Here is a 16,330-nt window from a genome sequence, read left to right on the forward strand (position 1 = left end):
CGCGGGCGGCCCGGCGGCGGCCACTCGGTCCGGTGTCACCCCGCCACCATCTGTGCCCGTCCCCCGCCACATCGACATGCCGCCGGAGCTGCCGACATGCCGTCCACCGACGCCCGGATCCTCCGAGGCGCCGCGATTCCCACTGCGGTCGCCGGGATCATCGCCATGGCGATCTCCTTCGCCGTCGCCGGTGGGAAGGGCCTGCTCGGCGCCCTCTTCGGCGCCCTGCTCGTGATGGCCTTCTTCAGCTTCGGCCAGATCGCGCTCGACCGGCTGACCAGGTCCAATCCGCAGATCATGATGGCTGCGGCGCTGTTGGTGTACACCACCCAGATCCTGCTGGTGGGCATCGTCCTGGCGGTCTTCAAGAACACCGAACTGTTCAACCGGCAGGCCTTCGCGTTCACGCTGCTCGGGTGCGCCCTGATCTGGACGGGCTTCCAGGTGCGCGGCGCGCTCAAGGCCAAGACCTTCTACGTCGACCCCGGTGCCTCGGAAAAAAAGGGCGACAAGCCCTCCGACAAGGGTCGTCAACAGTGACGAGGCCTGACTGTCCCCCCAACGAGGGGGGCGGTGTTTATGCCGCACTGACGGGCTGCTATCGTCCGTCGCAACAACGGAGTACGGGAAGAGGCCAGGTCTGTCCGGACAGTGGACGGATCGCCCCCCGGATCCGCGCAGTCTTCGATGATCCCGCGGTCGCGCAGCAAGCCGTCGCGCGGGGTCGGCGAGATACCCATCAAGTTCCAGTGCCGCTCCGTGGTCGCAGGCCACGCCGACACACCGAGGTTGCCGTAACCATGCGCCACGACGAAGGAGTCCGCGGTGAGTGCTGAACTCACGTCCTCGCTCGCCTCAGGCAGTTGCCACTTCGGGGACGCTGGCTGCGGCTTCCCGGCCCCGGGCCTGAACGAGTTCCAGTTCGAGCCGATCTTCTCGATCGGCGGCATCGACTTCAACAAGCCGATGCTGCTGTCGATCATCGTCGCGCTCCTGGTCGTCGTGTTCTTCTGGGCCTCGTTCGCGAAGCCGCGCCTGGTCCCGGGCAAGCTGCAGCTCGTCGGCGAGATCGGCTACGACTTCGTCAAGCGCTCCATCGTGCTGGAGACGATCGGCAAGAAGGGCGAGAAGTACGTCCCGATGCTGGTCTCGATGTTCTTCTTCATCTGGTTGATGAACATCATGTCGATCATCCCGTTCGCGCAGTACCCCGTGACGGCGACGATCGCGTTCCCGGCCGGCCTCGCGGCCGTCGTGTGGATCACCTACATGACGCTGACCTTCAAGAAGCACGGCTTCGTCGGCGGTTTCAAGAACCTCTGCTGGCCCTCGGGCATCCCCGGCTGGGTCATGTTCATCCTGGTGCCGATCGAGTTCTTCTCGAACATCTTCGTGCGCCCGTTCACGCTCGCGGTCCGAGCCTTCGCGAACATGTTCGCCGGCCACCTGCTGATCGTGATGTTCTCCATCGCCTCCTGGTACCTGCTCAGCCCGACCCTGGGCGCGCTGTACGGCTCGGCCTCGTTCGTCGTCGCCGTCGGCCTGACCGCCTTCGAGCTGCTGGTCCAGTTCCTGCAGGCCTACATCTTCGTGATGCTGGCCAGCAGCTACATCGCCGGTGCCCTGGAAGAGGCGCACTGAGCCACGGGGCCCCGGCCCCGCCCAAGAACCAACCTCCCGGATCGCCCGGTGGCCAATCACCACCGGTTCACCACCCTGCAAAGGACAACGTCAATGAGCATCCTCGCTGAGGGCACTGTCTACGGTTCCGTCGCCTCCATCGGCTACGGCCTCGCCGCCATCGGCCCCGGCATCGGCGTCGGTCTGATCTTCGGTAACGGTGTCCAGGCCATGGCCCGCCAGCCCGAGGCTGCCGGTCTCATCCGTTCCAACATGTTCATCGGCTTCGCGCTGACCGAGGCGCTCGCCCTCATCGGCATCGTCATGCCGTTCGTCTTCGGCAACAAGTAATCCTGCCGCAGACCCTTTCGAGGAAGGTCCAGAAATGAGCATCGTGGCTCAGCTCGCGGCTGAGGAGAAGATGAACCCTCTTCTCCCGAACACGCCCGAGATCGTTATCGGCCTGCTCTGCTTCTTCATCGTCTTCGGTCTGCTCGGCAAGAAGCTCCTCCCCAGCATCGAGAAGGTGCTGTCGGAGCGCCGGGACGCCATCGAAGGCGGCATGGAGCGCGCCGAGGCCGCTCAGGCCGAGGCCCAGGCCCTGCTTGAGCAGTACCGCGCCGAGCTTGCCGAGGCGCGCCACGAGGCTGCCCGGATCGTCGAGCAGGCTCGCGAGCAGGGCGCTGCCCAGCTCGCCGAGATGCGCGAGGAGGGCCAGCGTCAGCGCGAGGCCATCGTCGCCGCCGGTCACGCGCAGATCGAAGCCGACAAGAAGCAGGCGACTGCCGCCCTGCGCCAGGACGTGGGTTCGCTGGCCACCCAGCTGGCTTCCCGCATCGTGGGTGAGTCCCTTGAGGACCACACCCGGCAGAGCGGCGTGATCGACCGCTTCCTGGACGAGCTGGAGGCCAAGGCCGCCGTTGCTCAGGGTGCGGCCAAGTGATCGGCGCCAGCCGCGAGGCGCTCGCCGCCGGCCGGCAGAACCTCGACAGCCTGACCGACTCCACCACGGTGGACGCGGCCAAGCTCGCCGAGGAGCTCACCGCCGTCACGGCCGTACTGGACCGTGAGGTGTCGCTGCGCCGAGTCCTGACCGACCCGTCCCGGTCGGGCCAGGACAAGGCCCAGCTGATCACCTCGCTGCTCACCGGTCAGGTCTCCGGCGAGGCCGTGGACCTGGTCTCCGGCCTGGTCCGCTCCCGCTGGTCGGGTTCGCGTGACCTGGTGGACGCGATCGAGGAACTCGCCGCGTACGCCGAGGTCATCGCCGCGGACAAGGCGGGCGTCCTGGACGACGTCGAGGACGAGCTGTTCCGCTTCGGCCGGGTGGTGAGCGGTTCGCACGAGCTGCGCGCCGCGCTGAGCGAGCCGAAGGCCGGCGCTGCCGCGAAGGCCCAGCTGGTCGGCAAGCTGCTCGGCGGCCGTGCCAACGCCGGCACCGTCCGGCTGGTCACCGCCCTCGTGAACGTGCCGCGTGGCCGTAGCCTGGAGCAGGGCCTTGAGTCCTACTCGAAGCTCGCCGCCGCGCGTCGTGGCCGCATGGTGGCCCTGGTCACCAGCGCGGTGCCGCTGTCGGACGCCCAGAAGGAGCGCCTGTCCGGTGCTCTGGGCCGGATGTACGGCCGCCAGGTCCACCTGAACATCGACGTCGACCCCGAGGTCGTCGGTGGTGTCCGGGTGCAGATCGGCGACGAGATCATCGACGGCACCGTGTCGAGCCGCCTCGAAGGCGCTCGCCAGTCGCTCGAAGGCTGAGCAACCAGCAGCACATCCGACCCTCGGTCGGGAAACCGGTTCCCCAAGGAGCCGGCAAATCGTACGGCCGGTTCATACGACCCGGCCGAGAGTCGAGTACTTGCGGCCCTCAATGGCGGGCCGAGGATCGCAAACTAGGAGAGCAGGGAAGCCTGATGGCGGAGCTTACGATCCGTCCGGAGGAGATCCGGGACGCGCTGGCCGACTTTGTCCAGTCGTACCAGCCGGACGCCGCTTCTGTGGAAGAGGTCGGTACGGTCACTGACGCGGCGGACGGCATCGCGCATGTCGAGGGCCTGCCCTCGGTCATGGCGAACGAGCTGCTGAAGTTCGAGGACGGCACGCTCGGCCTCGCGCTGAACCTCGACACCCGCGAGATCGGTGTCGTCGTCCTCGGTGAGTTCGGCGGCATCGAAGAGGGCCAGACCGTGCGCCGCACGGGCGAGGTCCTGTCGGTGCCGGTCGGCGACGGCTACCTCGGCCGCGTCGTGGACCCGCTGGGCAACCCGATCGACGGCCTCGGCGAGATCGCCGCCAGCGGCCGTCGCGCCCTGGAGCTGCAGGCCCCCGGCGTCATGGCCCGCAAGTCGGTCAAGCAGCCGCTGCAGACCGGCATCAAGGCCATCGACGCGATGACCCCGATCGGCCGCGGCCAGCGCCAGCTGATCATCGGTGACCGCCAGACCGGCAAGACCGCGGTGGCCGTCGACACGATCATCAACCAGCGCGACAACTGGCGCTCGGGCGACCCGGAGAAGCAGGTCCGCTGCATCTACGTCGCCGTGGGCCAGAAGGGCTCCACCATCGCGTCCGTCCGCGGCGCCCTGGAGGAGGCCGGCGCGCTGGAGTACACCACCATCGTGGCCGCTCCCGCCTCCGACCCGGCCGGCTTCAAGTACCTCGCCCCGTACACCGGTTCGGCCATCGGCCAGGAGTGGATGTACGACGGCAAGCACGTCCTGATCATCTTCGACGACCTGTCGAAGCAGGCCGAGGCCTACCGCTCCGTCTCCCTGCTGCTGCGCCGCCCGCCGGGCCGCGAGGCCTACCCGGGTGACGTCTTCTACCTGCACTCCCGCCTGCTGGAGCGCTGCGCCAAGCTGAACGACGCCCTCGGCGGCGGCTCGATGACCGGTCTGCCGATCATCGAGACCAAGGCCAACGACGTCTCGGCGTACATCCCGACCAACGTCATCTCCATCACCGACGGCCAGTGCTTCCTGGAGTCCGACCTGTTCAACGCCGGCATCCGCCCGGCCGTGAACGTCGGTATCTCGGTCTCCCGCGTCGGTGGCTCCGCCCAGATCAAGGCCATGCGCTCGGTCGCCGGCCGTCTGCGCCTGGACCTCGCCCAGTACCGTGAGCTGGAGGCCTTCGCCGGCTTCGGTTCCGACCTGGACGCGGCCTCCAAGGCCCAGCTGGAGCGCGGTGCGCGCATGGTCGAGCTGCTGAAGCAGGGCCAGTACCAGCCGTTCCCGGTCGAGGAGCAGGTCGTCTCCATCTGGGCCGGCACCACCGGCAAGCTGGACGACGTCCCGGTCGCCGAGATCCGCCGCTTCGAGCGCGAGTTCCTGGACTTCGTGCGCCTGCAGCACAAGGACCTGCTGGCCGGCATCGTCGAGACCGGTGTGCTGGCCGACGGCACGATCGACGCCCTGACCGGCGCGATCGAGTCCTTCAAGCAGGGTTACCAGACCGCCGACGGCAAGCTGCTCTCCGAGCAGGCCTGAGTCCGGTAGCGAGGGAAAGGACGTAACGACCCATGGGAGCACAGCTTCGGGTCTACAAGCGCCGGATCCGCTCTGTCACCGCGACGAAGAAGATCACCAAGGCGATGGAGATGATCTCCGCGGCGCGCATCGGTAAGGCGCAGCGCGCGGTGGCGGCCTCCGCTCCGTACGCCGACGAGCTCACCCGGGCGGTGACGGCGGTGGCCACCCGGTCCAACGCCAAGCACCCGCTCACCACCGAGAACCCGGACGCCAAGCGCGCGGCCGTCCTGCTGATCACGGCGGACCGCGGCCTGGCCGGCGGTTACTCGTCCAACGCCATCAAGGCCTCGCTGACGCTCACCGAGCGCCTGCGCGGCGAGGGCAAGGACGTCGTGACCTACATCGTCGGTCGGAAGGGTCTGTCGTACTACACCTTCCGCAACCTGGCGGTGGGGAACTCGTGGACGGGCTTCTCGGACAAGCCGACCTACGGTGACGCGAAGACGGTGGCGGCCGAGCTGATCGAGGCCTTCACGACCGAGGACGGCGGCGTGGACGAACTCCACGTGGTCTCGACCGAGTTCGTGTCCATGCTGACGCAGGACGCGGTGGAGGCGCGGCTGCTGCCGCTGAAGCTGGACGAGGTCCAGCTCAGCGACCAGTCGCCGGCCAAGTCGGAGATCTTCCCGCTGTACGACTTCGAACCGTCGGCGGAGGGCGTCCTGGACGCGCTGCTGCCGCGGTACGTCGAGAGCAGGATCTACAACGCGCTGCTGCAGTCGGCCGCTTCCGAGCACGCCGCCCGCCGCCGCGCGATGAAGAGCGCGACGGACAACGCCGGCGAGCTCATCAAGTCGCTCACGCGGCTTGCCAACTCGGCCCGTCAGGCCGAGATCACCCAGGAAATCAGCGAGATCGTCGGTGGGGCCAACGCGCTCGCTGACGCCAGCCGCGGGAGCGAATGAGTATGACCACCACTGTTGAGCCGACCACGGCGACGGGCCGCGTCGCGCGGGTCATCGGCCCGGTCGTCGACGTGGAGTTCCCCGTCGACGCGATCCCGGACATGTACAACGCCCTGCACGTCGAGGTGGACAACCCCGACGGCTCGGGCAAGAAGACCCTGACCCTTGAGGTCGCCCAGCACCTCGGCGACGGCCTGGTCCGCGGCATCTCGATGCAGCCGACCGACGGCCTGGTCCGCGGTTCGCAGGTCACCGACACCGGTGCCGCGATCTCCGTGCCGGTCGGCCAGATCACCAAGGGCAAGGTCTTCAACGCCCTCGGTGACGTGCTGAACGTCGACCAGGCGGAGTTCGACTCCCAGGTCGAGGTCCGGTGGCCGATCCACCGCAAGGCCCCCGACTTCAAGGACCTTGAGTCCAAGACCGAGATGTTCGAGACCGGCATCAAGGTCATCGACCTGCTCACCCCGTACGTCCAGGGTGGCAAGATCGGTCTGTTCGGTGGTGCCGGTGTCGGCAAGACCGTTCTGATCCAGGAGATGATCTACCGCGTCGCCGAGAACTTCGGTGGTGTGTCGGTGTTCGCCGGCGTCGGCGAGCGCACCCGTGAGGGCAACGACCTCATCGACGAGATGGTCGACTCGGGCGTTCTGGACAAGACCGCGCTGGTCTTCGGTCAGATGGACGAGCCGCCGGGCACCCGTCTGCGCGTCGCGCTGTCCGCGCTGACCATGGCGGAGTACTTCCGTGACGTCGAGAAGCAGGACGTGCTCCTCTTCATCGACAACATCTTCCGGTTCACCCAGGCCGGTTCCGAGGTGTCGACCCTGCTCGGCCGCATGCCCTCCGCGGTGGGCTACCAGCCGAACCTGGCCGACGAGATGGGCCTCCTGCAGGAGCGCATCACCTCGACCCGCGGTCACTCGATCACCTCGATGCAGGCGATCTACGTCCCCGCGGACGACCTGACCGACCCGGCCCCGGCCACCACCTTCGCCCACCTGGACGCGACCACCGTTCTGTCGCGCCCGATCTCGGAGAAGGGCATCTACCCGGCCGTCGACCCGCTGGACTCCACGTCCCGCATCCTCGACCCGCGGTACATCGCGCAGAACCACTACGACACGGCCGTCCGCGTCAAGGGGATCCTGCAGAAGTACAAGGACCTCCAGGACATCATCGCCATCCTCGGTATGGACGAGCTGTCCGAAGAGGACAAGATCACGGTTCACCGTGCCCGCCGCATCGAGCGCTTCCTCTCGCAGAACACCTACGTGGCGAAGCAGTTCACCGGTGTCGAGGGCTCGACCGTGCCGCTGTCGGAGACCATCGAGGCCTTCAACTCGATCGCCGACGGCAAGTACGACTCCGTCCCGGAGCAGGCCTTCTTCATGTGCGGTGGCATCGAGGACCTGGAGAAGAACGCCGCCGAGCTGGCGAAGAAGTAATCGCGGCCGGTAGCAGCTGAGTGACCGTGAGGGGTGGCCCCCGAGCCTGGGGACCACCCCTCACGTCGCATCGGCTGTGATTCCGGTCAAATCCGTGCCGCCGGTTTCATGCCGGAGGCGCGGGGCCGTTATTCTTACCGAAACTCCCGAGTAATCGGGGGTTGCATGAGCCTAGGAGCCCACGTTGGCTGAGCTGCACGTCGAGCTGGTCGCAGCCGACCGCAAGGTGTGGTCCGGTGCGGCCACCATCGTCGTCGCCCGTACGGCCTCCGGTGACACCGGCATCATGCCGGGCCACACCCCGGTGCTGAGCGTGCTGGAGACCGGTCCGGTCACCATCCGCACGGTGGACGGCGGCACCGTCATCGCCGCGGTACACGGCGGCTTCATCTCCTTCGCCGACAACAAGCTGTCTCTGCTCGCGGAGATCGCCGAGCTGGCGGACGAGATCGACGTCGCGCGTGCCGAGCGCGCACTGGAGCAGGCCAAGTCCGACCTGGACGCGCACGCCGAGCGTCGCGCCGAGGTCCGACTGTTCGCGGCGCGCGGCCTCAAGGCCCACGCCTGAGTGTGCCGGACCCCGGCTTCGCGGGGTCGACCGACGGTCCCGGGGACGCGCGAGCGTGACCCCGGGACTGTCGTCGTAGTTGGTAGGTCAGCGCGGTCGTCCGGGACGGCCGCAACGGGGAACGCGGGTAGCGAGGAGGTAGGTGAGCATGGTCCTCGCGCTTGTGGTGTGTGCGGTGGTCGTGGCGCTGGGAGTGATCGGCCTGATGGCCTTCGCGGTACGCCGCCGCCTGATCCAGCGGGTCGGCGGCACGTTCGACTGCAGCTACCGGCTCAAAATGCCCGCCGACGCCTCCACGCAGCCCGACCTCGACGAGAACGGCAAACCCACCTCAGCCCCGGTCCCCCCGACCGACGGCAAGGGGTGGGTTTTTGGTATCGGCCGCTACAGCGGTGACTCGATCGAGTGGTTCCGGGTCTTCTCGTACGCCCCGCGCCCGCGCAAGGTGCTGCCCCGCCGGGAGATCGAGGTGCTCGGCCGGCGCTACCCGGAGGGCCAGGAGGAGCTGGCGCTGCTCTCCGGCTCGGTGGTGCTGCGCTGCCTGCACAACGGGGCGCCGCTGGAGCTGGCGATGAGCGAGGACGCGCTCACCGGCTTCCTGGCCTGGCTGGAGGCGGCCCCGCCCGGGCAGAGGGTCAACGTCGCCTGACCTCCCGGGCTAGGGTGGCGGCATGGTCAATCTGACGCGCATCTACACCCGTACCGGGGACGACGGCACCACCGCGCTCGGCGACATGAGCCGGACCACCAAGACCGACCCGCGGCTGATCGCCTACGCCGACGCCAACGAGGCGAACGCGGCGATCGGGGTGGCCCTCGCGGTCGGGGCACTGCCGGAGGACATCGCGGCCGTCCTCGTCCGGGTCCAGAACGACCTGTTCGACGTCGGCGCCGACCTCTCCACCCCGGTGGTCGAGGACCCGAAGTACCCGCCGCTGCGGGTGCTGCAGTCCTACATCGACCGGCTGGAGGGGGACTGCGACCACTACCTGGAGCAGGTGGAGAAGCTGCGCAGCTTCATCCTGCCCGGCGGCACGCCCGGCGCGGCCCACCTGCACCTGGCCTGCACGGTGGTGCGGCGGGCCGAGCGCTCCACCTGGGCGGCGATCGCCGAGCACGGGGACACCGTCAACCCGCTGACCGCGAAGTACCTCAACCGGCTGTCCGACCTGCTGTTCATCCTGGCCCGGGTGGCCAACAAGGAGCGCGGCGACGTCCTCTGGGTGCCGGGGGAGAACCGCTAGGCCCGGTCGGAGCCGGTCCCGACCTTCCCGGCCGGTTCCCCGGGCTCGACCACCCGGCCCTGCTCGATCCGCACGCCGGCCGGCGGCTCCTTGGGCCAGAGCGAGTAGCAGCCGGCCACGATCAGGTTGACGACGGACAGGATGCCGAGCCTGATGTACCACTCCGTGAAGGTGCCGACGTGGGCGGCACCGTTCGAGAGCGGGACGAGCAGGGTGATCAGGGCCAGGGTGATCACGGCCGAGACGACGGTCCGGGTGGCGATCCGCCACTCGTGGCGGGTCCGCTCCGGGCCGTACTTCGGCGCGGGCAGCGGCTTGGGGCCGCCGGCGAAGCGGTACAGGAAGTGCCGGTCGGCCCAGGCCACCAGCGAGGGGCCGTAGCCGACCGAGAAGCCCGCGTAGCTCGCGGCCAGGGCGTGCATCCAGTTCGCCTCGGCGCCGCCGCGCAGGTTGAGCACGGTCAGCGCGTACAGCACCAGGTCCACCACCGGCAGGCCGACCAGCAGGGCGGTGCTGGTGCGGCGCCACCGCAGCAGGTAGCGGGTGGAGAGCGCGAGGCCGAGCACGATCCACCAGGAGATCTCGGCCGCGACGATGAGGGTGACGATCACGTTCTGCTCCCGGTCGTTCGGCGGTGCTTCCAGCCTCGTGCGCGGGTGCGCCGGTGTCGTCGTCGTGCGGTGCCGTCCGGCCCTGCACCTTTCGATGTAGCGGGCTCCTCCGTGGTCCGGAGCCGGGCGGGCCGCCGGGGATGGTGAGATGGGGTCGTGCTCGTACCGCCCCTCCCCCCGCGCCGACTGGACCGGCTGATCGCCCTGTGCGGGCTGCTGGGCGGGGTGGTGCTGATCGTCTTCAGGGTGTACGAGAACGCCGAGCGGGTGCCGCGCTGGGCGGTGCTGCTGCCGCTGCTGGTGATGGCCGGGCTGGAACTGGTCCGGCGCACCCGGCCGGTGCTCGCGGTGTCGCTGGGCGGGCTGGCCTTCGCGGGGAGCGTGGTCGCCGGGAGCCTGCTGGCGACGACGATCATGTACACCGATCTGCTGTACGCGGCGGTCCTGTACGGCACCGCCCGGATGTCGCGGGTGCTGCACCTGACCGGCGGGGCGACCGTTCTGGTGCTCTCCAGCCTGGTCTGGTACGCGGTCGGGACGTCCGAGGGGCTGCTGATCGTGGTGCTCAGCTCACTGGTGTTCCTGGCTCCGGTGTGGACCGGGGACCTGGTGCGCAAGCACCGGCAGGAGGCGGAGGCCGAGCGGCTGCGGGCCGAACAGACCGCGCTGCTCTCGGAGATGGACCGGCGTGAGGCGGTCGTCGCCGAACGGGCGCGGATGGCAAGGGAGTTGCACGACGTGGTGGCCAACCACCTGTCGGCGATCGCGATCCACGCCACCGGGGCGCAGTCGGTCGCCCGGCGGCGGCAGCTGGCGGCGGACGATCCGCTGGTCGAGGTGCTGGCGGTGATCCGGGAGAACAGCGTCCAGGGATTGGCCGAAATGCGTCGCATGATCGGACTGCTCCGCGACAGCGGCGGGGGAGAGGCCGACGAGTCCTACGCGGCGCCCGACCTGGCCGCGGTGGACGCCCTGTTGGCCAAGGCCCGGGCGGCCGGGCAGGACGTCGGGCTGGAGTTCGAGCTGACCGAGCTGGGCGAGCGCGGCGCCGTCCCGGTGCCGGTCGGGCTGGCCGCGTACCGGATCGTGCAGGAGTCGCTGACCAACGCGCTCAAGCACGCCGGGCCCGGACTGGTCGCGGTGCGGCTGGAGTTCGGCACCCAGGAGCTGCGGATCGGTGTCGACAGCCCGTACCGGGGCGAGCCGGGCCGTGAACTGCCCGGCGCCCGGGCCGGACTGGTGGGGATGTCGGAGCGGGCCGGGCTGCTCGGCGGCAGCTTCGAGGCGGGGCCGCGGGACGGGTGCTGGAGCGTGCGCGCGGTGCTGCCGCGCGGCCGGGAGAGCGAGGGACGGGCATGACGATCCGGGTGCTGGTGGCCGAGGACCAGGCCGCGGTACGGGCGGCGCTGGTGATGATCCTGCGCGCCGAGCCGGAGTTCGAGGTGGTCGGGCAGGCCGCGGACGGGGAGGAGGCCGTCCGGCTGGCACTGGAGCTGCGGCCCGACGTGGTGCTGATGGACGTGCAGATGCCCCGGCTGGACGGCGTTTCGGCGACCCGTCAGGTGGTCGCCGCCGGGGCCTCCCAGGTGCTCGTCCTGACCACCTTCGACCTGGACGAGTACGTCTACGGCGCGCTGCGGGCCGGCGCGGCCGGGTTCCTGCTCAAGGACCTGGAGGCGGACACCCTGGTCGAGGGCATCCGGACGGTGGCGCGCGGGGACGGCATGCTGGCGCCCTCGGTGACCAGGCGGCTGATCGGCGCCTTCGCCCGCCCGGAGCGGCCGGTCGGTCCGGAGGCCCGGGCGGCGGTCGCCGGGCTGACCGGGCGCGAGCGGGAGGTGCTGGCCTGCGTCGGGGCCGGGATGTCCAACGGGGAGATCGCGGCCCGGCTGGAGATGGCGGAGGCGACCACCAAGACCCACGTCAGCCGGATCCTGGCGAAGCTGCGGCTGCGCAGCCGGGTGCAGGCGGCGATCCTGGCCCAGGACCTCGGTCTGACCATCTGACGACCATCCTGATCAGCTGACCACGTCGGTTGCAGATCACACTCCCGATTGCTATTGCCCGGCGGATCCGGGCACTAAAGTCCGGCGCAGAGCAATGCGGCTCCTTGGCGGCGATCCCTGCCCTGAGCCGCCTTCAGGCCCCGCCCGCAGGGCGGCGACGGCACCGGGAGACCCAGCCATGAGCAATGCGTCCAGCAAGCAGATCGCCGTGATCGGTGCCGGCCTGATGGGCGCCGGCATCGCCCAGGTGTCCGCGCAGGCCGGCCACCCGGTGGTGCTGCGGGACGTGACCGAGGAGGCGCTGCAGCGCGGCCTCGCGGGCATCCGCGCCTCGTACGAGAAGTTCGTCTCCAAGGGCAAGCTGAGCGCCGAGGACGCCGAGGCCGCGCTGGGCCGGATCACCACCACCACCGACCTGGGCGCCGTCGCCGAGGCCGACATCGTGGTCGAGGCGGTGTTCGAGAATCTGGAGGTCAAGGAGGGCGTCTTCCGCGAGCTGGACAAGCTCGCCAAGGACGGCGCCGTGCTGGCCTCCAACACCTCCGCCATCCCGATCACCCGGATCGCCGCCGTCACCCAGCGGCCCGAGTCGGTCGTCGGCGTCCACTTCTTCTCGCCGGTCCCGATGATGAAGCTGGTCGAGCTGGTCCGCGGCTACAAGACCGGCGACGAGGCGATGGCCGCCGCCCGCGCCTACGCCGAGGGCGTCGGCAAGGAGGTCGTGGTGGTCAACCGCGACGTGGCCGGCTTCATCACCACCCGCCTGATCACCGCCCTGGTCGTCGAGGCCGCCCGGCTGTACGAGTCGGGCGTGGCCACCGCCGAGGACATCGACACCGCCTGCCGCCTCGGCTTCGGCCACGCGATGGGGCCGCTGCAGACCGCCGACCTCACCGGGGTGGACATCCTGCTGCACGCCGCCCGCAACATCTACACCGAGACCCAGGACGAGAAGTTCGCCGCCCCGGAGATCATGGCCCGGATGGTCACCGCCGGCGACCTCGGCCGCAAGAGCGGCCGCGGCTTCTACCCGTACGAGTCCAAGTGACCCGGAGGGGCTGAACGACCTGGTGGGCCGTGCGATCGGAGCATCGTACGGCCCGCTGTGCCGGGGCGGGTGAGTTTCCTCACGCCGGGTGCCGCAGACGGGTGATTTGGGCGGTAATCGAGCGTAGGTGTGGAGAGTTCCTGCGTATATTCCCTCGGACGAGTGAAGTTGCTTCGGAGCAGGGCGGAAACCAGCAACCTGCGGCGCTGCTTCACCGTCAGATGAGGGAACCCGGCACGGCGACCGGGACCGGCCGCGGGCCGAGCCGTCACCGGCGTTCCGCCCGGGCCGCCCACCCGATCCACCCGAGCCGGGGGCCACTCCGCCTCCCGGCGCGGCCGGGGCCGGACCACCCCCGACCAGGCCACCCAGGCGAAGGAGGAGAGCATGCGCATCACCGGCGACCACACGGCGCTGGCCATCGAAGGCCGCCTCGACGTGCGCACCGCCGCCGACGCGCGGGCCCTGCTGCACCAGGCCGTGGACGGCGGTCTCGGCGACCTCGTGCTCGACCTCGCCCGACTGGAGTTCTGGGACGCCACCGGACTCGGCGTGATCATGGGCACCCACCGGCGGGCCGGCCGGATCGGCCGCCGGCTCGTGCTGCGCTCCGTCCCCGCGCAGCTCCAGCGGCTGCTGGTGGCCACCAAGCTGCACCGCATCCTGGCCGTCGACGGCGGCATCGCCGAGGCGCACGTCAGCTAGGACGTCCGGAGCGTCCGGGACATCCAGGACGTACAGGACGTACAGGAGTCCAGACGTCCGGAACCTTCAGAGCGTCCAGGTCCGTCGGCCCGAGCAGGCCTCTCGGTTCCGAGCGCCCGTCAGGCCCCCTGCCTGCGGCGATACCGCCGCCGGCCGCCCCGCACCCGGACCGCGCTGCACGGGCGGCCCCGGATGTGCAAGAGTCTGCCCGTCAGATGACGGCCGCGCGGGGCCGGCTGCCCACAGCCCGCCCGCGGCCGCGACCCAGACGTGTGCCGGCCGGCGCGGGGCGCCGGCGGCCGACCTCGATGCGGAGCAGAACGTGGCACAGCCATCCGGGGAGTTCCGGCAGGAGGCCGCCCGCACCCGCGGCGGCGAACTGGTCTCCGGCGGCCTGCTGGTCGGCGTCGGCGCCCCGGACGGCTCCGAGGCCCGGCCCTGCCCGGAGGAGTGGCGGCCCCGCCCGCGCCGGATCGAACGCAGCGAGCCCGCCCGCGGCCCGGTCGGCGGCGTCGGCCGTGCCGTCGGCCCGCTCGCCCTCGGCGCCGGGCCCACCGACCTGCCGCTGCTCGACCGCGAGGCCGACATCGCCGAACTGCTCGGCCTGCTCGCCGAGGGCCGCTCGATACGCCTGGTCGGCCAGGCCGGCTCGGGCCGCAGCACCCTGCTGTCGGCCGTCGCCGAGGCCGCCGCCGACCTCGCCCCGGGCGGTGTCGTCCAGCTCTGCGGACACCGCCGCACCGCCGCCGACCTGCTCCAGGACCTCTTCGCGGCCACCCACCACGCCCCCGGCTTCCGGCCCGACCCGGGCCAACTGGCCGCCCACCTCGCCGGGGTCGGCGCGGTCGTCGTGATCGACGAGGCCGAGCCGACCGGCGCCGAGCTGGAGGAACTGCTCGCCGCCGCCCCGGGCTGCGCCTTCCTGATCTCGGTCGCCCCCGACAGCCCGCCGCTGCCCGCCGACTCCCGGCTGCGGGACCACCTCGTCCCCGGACTGTCCCGGGCCGCCTGCCTCGCCCTCACCGCCCGGCTGGCCGGGCGGCCCCTCGACGTCGCCGAGAAGGCCTGGGCGGTCGATCTCTGGTTCGAGTCCGAGGGCCTGCCGCTGCGCTTCGTCCAGGCCGCCGCGCTGCTGCGCCAGCGGGACGTCGCCGTGGACGCGCTGGTCGCCGCCGAGGAGGACCGGCGGGACGTCTTCGGCGCGGTCGAGGAGCCCGTCCGGGATCCCGACCCGGCGATCCGGGAGGACGCGCTGCGGCGCACCGTGCCGCTGCCCTCCGTCGCCGAGACGGCCTCGCCCGCGGTCCGGCTCGCCGAGGGGCTCAGCGAGCCCGCGCAGGCCGTGCTGCGGCTGGCCGTCGCGCTCGGCGGGGAGTGCCCCACCGCGCCGCACCTGCCCGCGCTGATCGACGTCGGCCAGGGCGAGAGCGCGCTGGCCGAACTCGCCGACGCCGGGCTCGCGGTGTCCATCGGCGGCCACCACCGGCTCACCGCCGGCGCGCTCGAACTGCTCGCCCCGCACTGGCCCGCGCGCGGCTGCGTCGACGGTGCCGCCCAGCACTTCGCCTGGTGGGTCGGGCACAGTTCGGTGTCGCTGGAGCAGATCGCCGCCGAGGCCGAGGTGCTGGTCGGGGTGCTGCTCGCGGACCGGACCGCCGGGCGGCACGAGGCGGTGGTCCGGCTGGCCCGGGCGGCGGCGCCCGCACTGGCGCTGTCGCTGCGCTGGGGAGCCTGGGAGCGGGTGCTGGAGCTCGGCCTGGAGGCGGCCCGGCGGACCGGCTCGACGGTCGACCAGGCCTGGTTCCACCACGAGGCGGGCGTGCACGCGATCTGCCTCCGGCAGCCCTCCCGGGCGCTCGCCGAACTGGAGACGGCGCTCACCCTGCGGGTCACCGCCGGGGAACAGCGAGGGGTCGCCGCGGCGCGCCGGATGCTCGACCTGCTGCGCGCCGACGGCCGACAGCTGCCGGCCGCCGCGCCCGCCGCGGCGGCGCCGGGCCGCGCGCCGGTGATCCGCAAGATCGCGGCCCGGATGCCGGCCAAACTGAAGGCCCGTACCGGGAAGCGGCGCCGGGTGGTGGTGGCCTCGGCGGTCGTGCTCACCTTCGGGGTGCTCGGGACCGCGGTGGCGATGAGCGTCACCGGGCCCGAGGAGCACAAGGCGAACGACCCGCACGCGCGGCTGGACGAGGTCGGCGACACCGGCAACGCGCCGATGCCGCAGCCCTCCGCCGACCACAGCCAGGGCGCGGCAGGTGCCGCCGGTGCCGCCGGTACCGAGCCGGGGAGCCCGGCCGGGACGGAGACCGGTCCGGAGCCCTCGGCGAGCGGCAGCGCGTCGCGTCCGCCGAGCGCCTCGCCGTCGAAGCGGCCGAGCTCATCGCCGGGGGCCACCGAGTCGCAGGCCCCGCAGCAGTCCCAGTCGCCGGTCCCGGGCCAGCCGCAGCCGCCGGAGCAGCCGCCGGGGCAGAAGCCCGGCGGCTCGGGTGGGGGCGGCAACGGTGGGGGAGGCACTCAGCCGGGTGGCGGCGGGGGCGGCACCTCAGCGTCGCCGAGCCCGTCCGCGACGTCCGCCAAGCCGAGCCCGTCGCCGACCGGGTCGGCCACTCAGACCGCCCCGACCACCCCGTCGCCCTCGCTCTGACCGG

17 protein-coding genes are annotated in these 16,330 nt (G+C 71.1%); 16 read left to right on the forward strand and 1 reads right to left on the reverse strand.

The genetic code is table 11. The annotated features are described in order from the left end of the window. The first annotated feature begins 96 nt into the window (after window positions 1-96). The 11 genes from ACIRVF_RS19400 (at window position 97) to ACIRVF_RS19450 (ending at window position 9,312) form a co-directional block, all read left to right on the forward strand. Window positions 97-540, forward strand: coding sequence for a hypothetical protein (locus ACIRVF_RS19400; protein WP_402818848.1), 444 nt, complete (start codon window positions 97-99; stop codon window positions 538-540). 285 nt (window positions 541-825) lie between these two features. Further along, window positions 826-1,641 (forward strand): F0F1 ATP synthase subunit A, encoded by an 816-nt coding sequence (atpB, locus tag ACIRVF_RS19405; RefSeq protein ID WP_402818851.1) that lies wholly within the window; start codon window positions 826-828, stop codon window positions 1,639-1,641. Window positions 1,642-1,734: 93 nt separating this feature from the next. Further along, window positions 1,735-1,971 (forward strand): ATP synthase F0 subunit C, encoded by a 237-nt coding sequence (gene atpE / locus ACIRVF_RS19410; protein ID WP_030282059.1) that lies wholly within the window; start codon window positions 1,735-1,737, stop codon window positions 1,969-1,971. A gap of 34 nt (window positions 1,972-2,005) precedes the next feature. Continuing rightward, window positions 2,006-2,563: a F0F1 ATP synthase subunit B gene (locus tag ACIRVF_RS19415; protein WP_380414814.1), complete on the forward strand. Its 558-nt coding sequence runs from the start codon at window positions 2,006-2,008 to the stop codon at window positions 2,561-2,563. Next, window positions 2,560-3,375 (forward strand): F0F1 ATP synthase subunit delta, encoded by an 816-nt coding sequence (locus ACIRVF_RS19420; RefSeq protein ID WP_380414812.1) that lies wholly within the window; start codon window positions 2,560-2,562, stop codon window positions 3,373-3,375. Before ACIRVF_RS19415 ends, ACIRVF_RS19420 begins: the two co-directional genes overlap by 4 nt. Before the next feature lie 155 nt (window positions 3,376-3,530). Beyond that, a complete protein-coding gene (atpA, locus tag ACIRVF_RS19425; protein WP_402818856.1) occupies window positions 3,531-5,105 on the forward strand; it encodes a F0F1 ATP synthase subunit alpha in 1,575 nt (524 codons plus the stop codon). Between the two features lie 32 nt (window positions 5,106-5,137). Continuing rightward, entirely contained in the window at window positions 5,138-6,052 is a 915-nt protein-coding gene (locus ACIRVF_RS19430; protein ID WP_402818859.1) for a F0F1 ATP synthase subunit gamma, read from the forward strand. 2 nt (window positions 6,053-6,054) lie between these two features. Further along, entirely contained in the window at window positions 6,055-7,500 is a 1,446-nt protein-coding gene (gene atpD, locus ACIRVF_RS19435) for a F0F1 ATP synthase subunit beta (RefSeq protein ID WP_402818861.1), read from the forward strand. Window positions 7,501-7,684: 184 nt separating this feature from the next. Beyond that, the gene (locus ACIRVF_RS19440) at window positions 7,685-8,068 is read left to right on the forward strand and encodes a F0F1 ATP synthase subunit epsilon (RefSeq protein ID WP_030282045.1); all 384 of its coding nucleotides are present in this window, start codon (window positions 7,685-7,687) and stop codon (window positions 8,066-8,068) included. Between the two features lie 148 nt (window positions 8,069-8,216). Next, the gene (locus ACIRVF_RS19445; RefSeq protein ID WP_363569351.1) at window positions 8,217-8,717 is read left to right on the forward strand and encodes a DUF2550 domain-containing protein; all 501 of its coding nucleotides are present in this window, start codon (window positions 8,217-8,219) and stop codon (window positions 8,715-8,717) included. A gap of 22 nt (window positions 8,718-8,739) precedes the next feature. Continuing rightward, on the forward strand, window positions 8,740-9,312 hold the full coding sequence (locus ACIRVF_RS19450) for a cob(I)yrinic acid a,c-diamide adenosyltransferase (RefSeq protein ID WP_402818865.1): 573 nt from the start codon (window positions 8,740-8,742) through the stop codon (window positions 9,310-9,312). On the opposite strand, the gene ACIRVF_RS19455 is transcribed toward ACIRVF_RS19450, so the two are convergent. Then, window positions 9,309-9,923 carry a hypothetical protein gene (locus ACIRVF_RS19455; RefSeq protein WP_402818867.1) on the reverse strand — a complete coding sequence of 205 codons (615 nt, stop codon included), beginning with the start codon at window positions 9,921-9,923 and terminating at the stop codon, window positions 9,309-9,311. The genes ACIRVF_RS19450 and ACIRVF_RS19455 overlap by 4 nt on opposite strands. A gap of 156 nt (window positions 9,924-10,079) precedes the next feature. Between ACIRVF_RS19455 and ACIRVF_RS19460 the strand changes: the two genes are divergently transcribed. From ACIRVF_RS19460 to ACIRVF_RS19480, 5 genes are all read left to right on the forward strand, one after another. Next, entirely contained in the window at window positions 10,080-11,282 is a 1,203-nt protein-coding gene (locus ACIRVF_RS19460; protein WP_402818870.1) for a sensor histidine kinase, read from the forward strand. Further along, complete coding sequence (locus tag ACIRVF_RS19465) at window positions 11,279-11,929, forward strand: response regulator (protein WP_402818873.1); 651 nt, start codon at window positions 11,279-11,281, stop codon at window positions 11,927-11,929. The genes ACIRVF_RS19460 and ACIRVF_RS19465 overlap by 4 nt, the downstream gene beginning before the upstream one ends. Before the next feature lie 178 nt (window positions 11,930-12,107). After that, window positions 12,108-12,977, forward strand: a complete 870-nt coding sequence (locus ACIRVF_RS19470; protein ID WP_402818876.1) for a 3-hydroxyacyl-CoA dehydrogenase family protein — start codon at window positions 12,108-12,110, stop codon at window positions 12,975-12,977. 387 nt (window positions 12,978-13,364) lie between these two features. Beyond that, window positions 13,365-13,682, forward strand: a complete 318-nt coding sequence (locus tag ACIRVF_RS19475; protein WP_402818878.1) for an STAS domain-containing protein — start codon at window positions 13,365-13,367, stop codon at window positions 13,680-13,682. A 322-nt stretch (window positions 13,683-14,004) separates the two neighbouring features. Next, window positions 14,005-16,326, forward strand: coding sequence for an ATP-binding protein (locus ACIRVF_RS19480; protein WP_402818881.1), 2,322 nt, complete (start codon window positions 14,005-14,007; stop codon window positions 16,324-16,326). Window positions 16,327-16,330: the final 4 nt, after the last annotated feature.

Origin of the sequence: Kitasatospora sp. NPDC101157 (genome assembly GCF_044768255.1) — a bacterium.
Classification (GTDB): Bacteria; Actinomycetota; Actinomycetes; order Streptomycetales; family Streptomycetaceae; genus Kitasatospora.

What these genes read in the sequence shown, in the direction of transcription:
- ACIRVF_RS19400 (WP_402818848.1), top strand. Translation starts at nt 97, where the DNA reads ATGCCGTCCACCGACGCCCGGATCCTCCGAGGCGCCGCGATTCCCACT.
- atpE (WP_030282059.1), top strand. Translation starts at nt 1,735, where the DNA reads ATGAGCATCCTCGCTGAGGGCACTGTCTACGGTTCCGTCGCCTCCATC.
- ACIRVF_RS19415 (WP_380414814.1), top strand. Translation starts at nt 2,006, where the DNA reads ATGAGCATCGTGGCTCAGCTCGCGGCTGAGGAGAAGATGAACCCTCTT.
- atpA (WP_402818856.1), top strand. Translation starts at nt 3,531, where the DNA reads ATGGCGGAGCTTACGATCCGTCCGGAGGAGATCCGGGACGCGCTGGCC.
- ACIRVF_RS19430 (WP_402818859.1), top strand. Translation starts at nt 5,138, where the DNA reads ATGGGAGCACAGCTTCGGGTCTACAAGCGCCGGATCCGCTCTGTCACC.
- atpD (WP_402818861.1), top strand. Translation starts at nt 6,055, where the DNA reads ATGACCACCACTGTTGAGCCGACCACGGCGACGGGCCGCGTCGCGCGG.
- ACIRVF_RS19445 (WP_363569351.1), top strand. Translation starts at nt 8,217, where the DNA reads ATGGTCCTCGCGCTTGTGGTGTGTGCGGTGGTCGTGGCGCTGGGAGTG.
- ACIRVF_RS19450 (WP_402818865.1), top strand. Translation starts at nt 8,740, where the DNA reads ATGGTCAATCTGACGCGCATCTACACCCGTACCGGGGACGACGGCACC.
- ACIRVF_RS19465 (WP_402818873.1), top strand. Translation starts at nt 11,279, where the DNA reads ATGACGATCCGGGTGCTGGTGGCCGAGGACCAGGCCGCGGTACGGGCG.
- ACIRVF_RS19470 (WP_402818876.1), top strand. Translation starts at nt 12,108, where the DNA reads ATGAGCAATGCGTCCAGCAAGCAGATCGCCGTGATCGGTGCCGGCCTG.
- ACIRVF_RS19475 (WP_402818878.1), top strand. Translation starts at nt 13,365, where the DNA reads ATGCGCATCACCGGCGACCACACGGCGCTGGCCATCGAAGGCCGCCTC.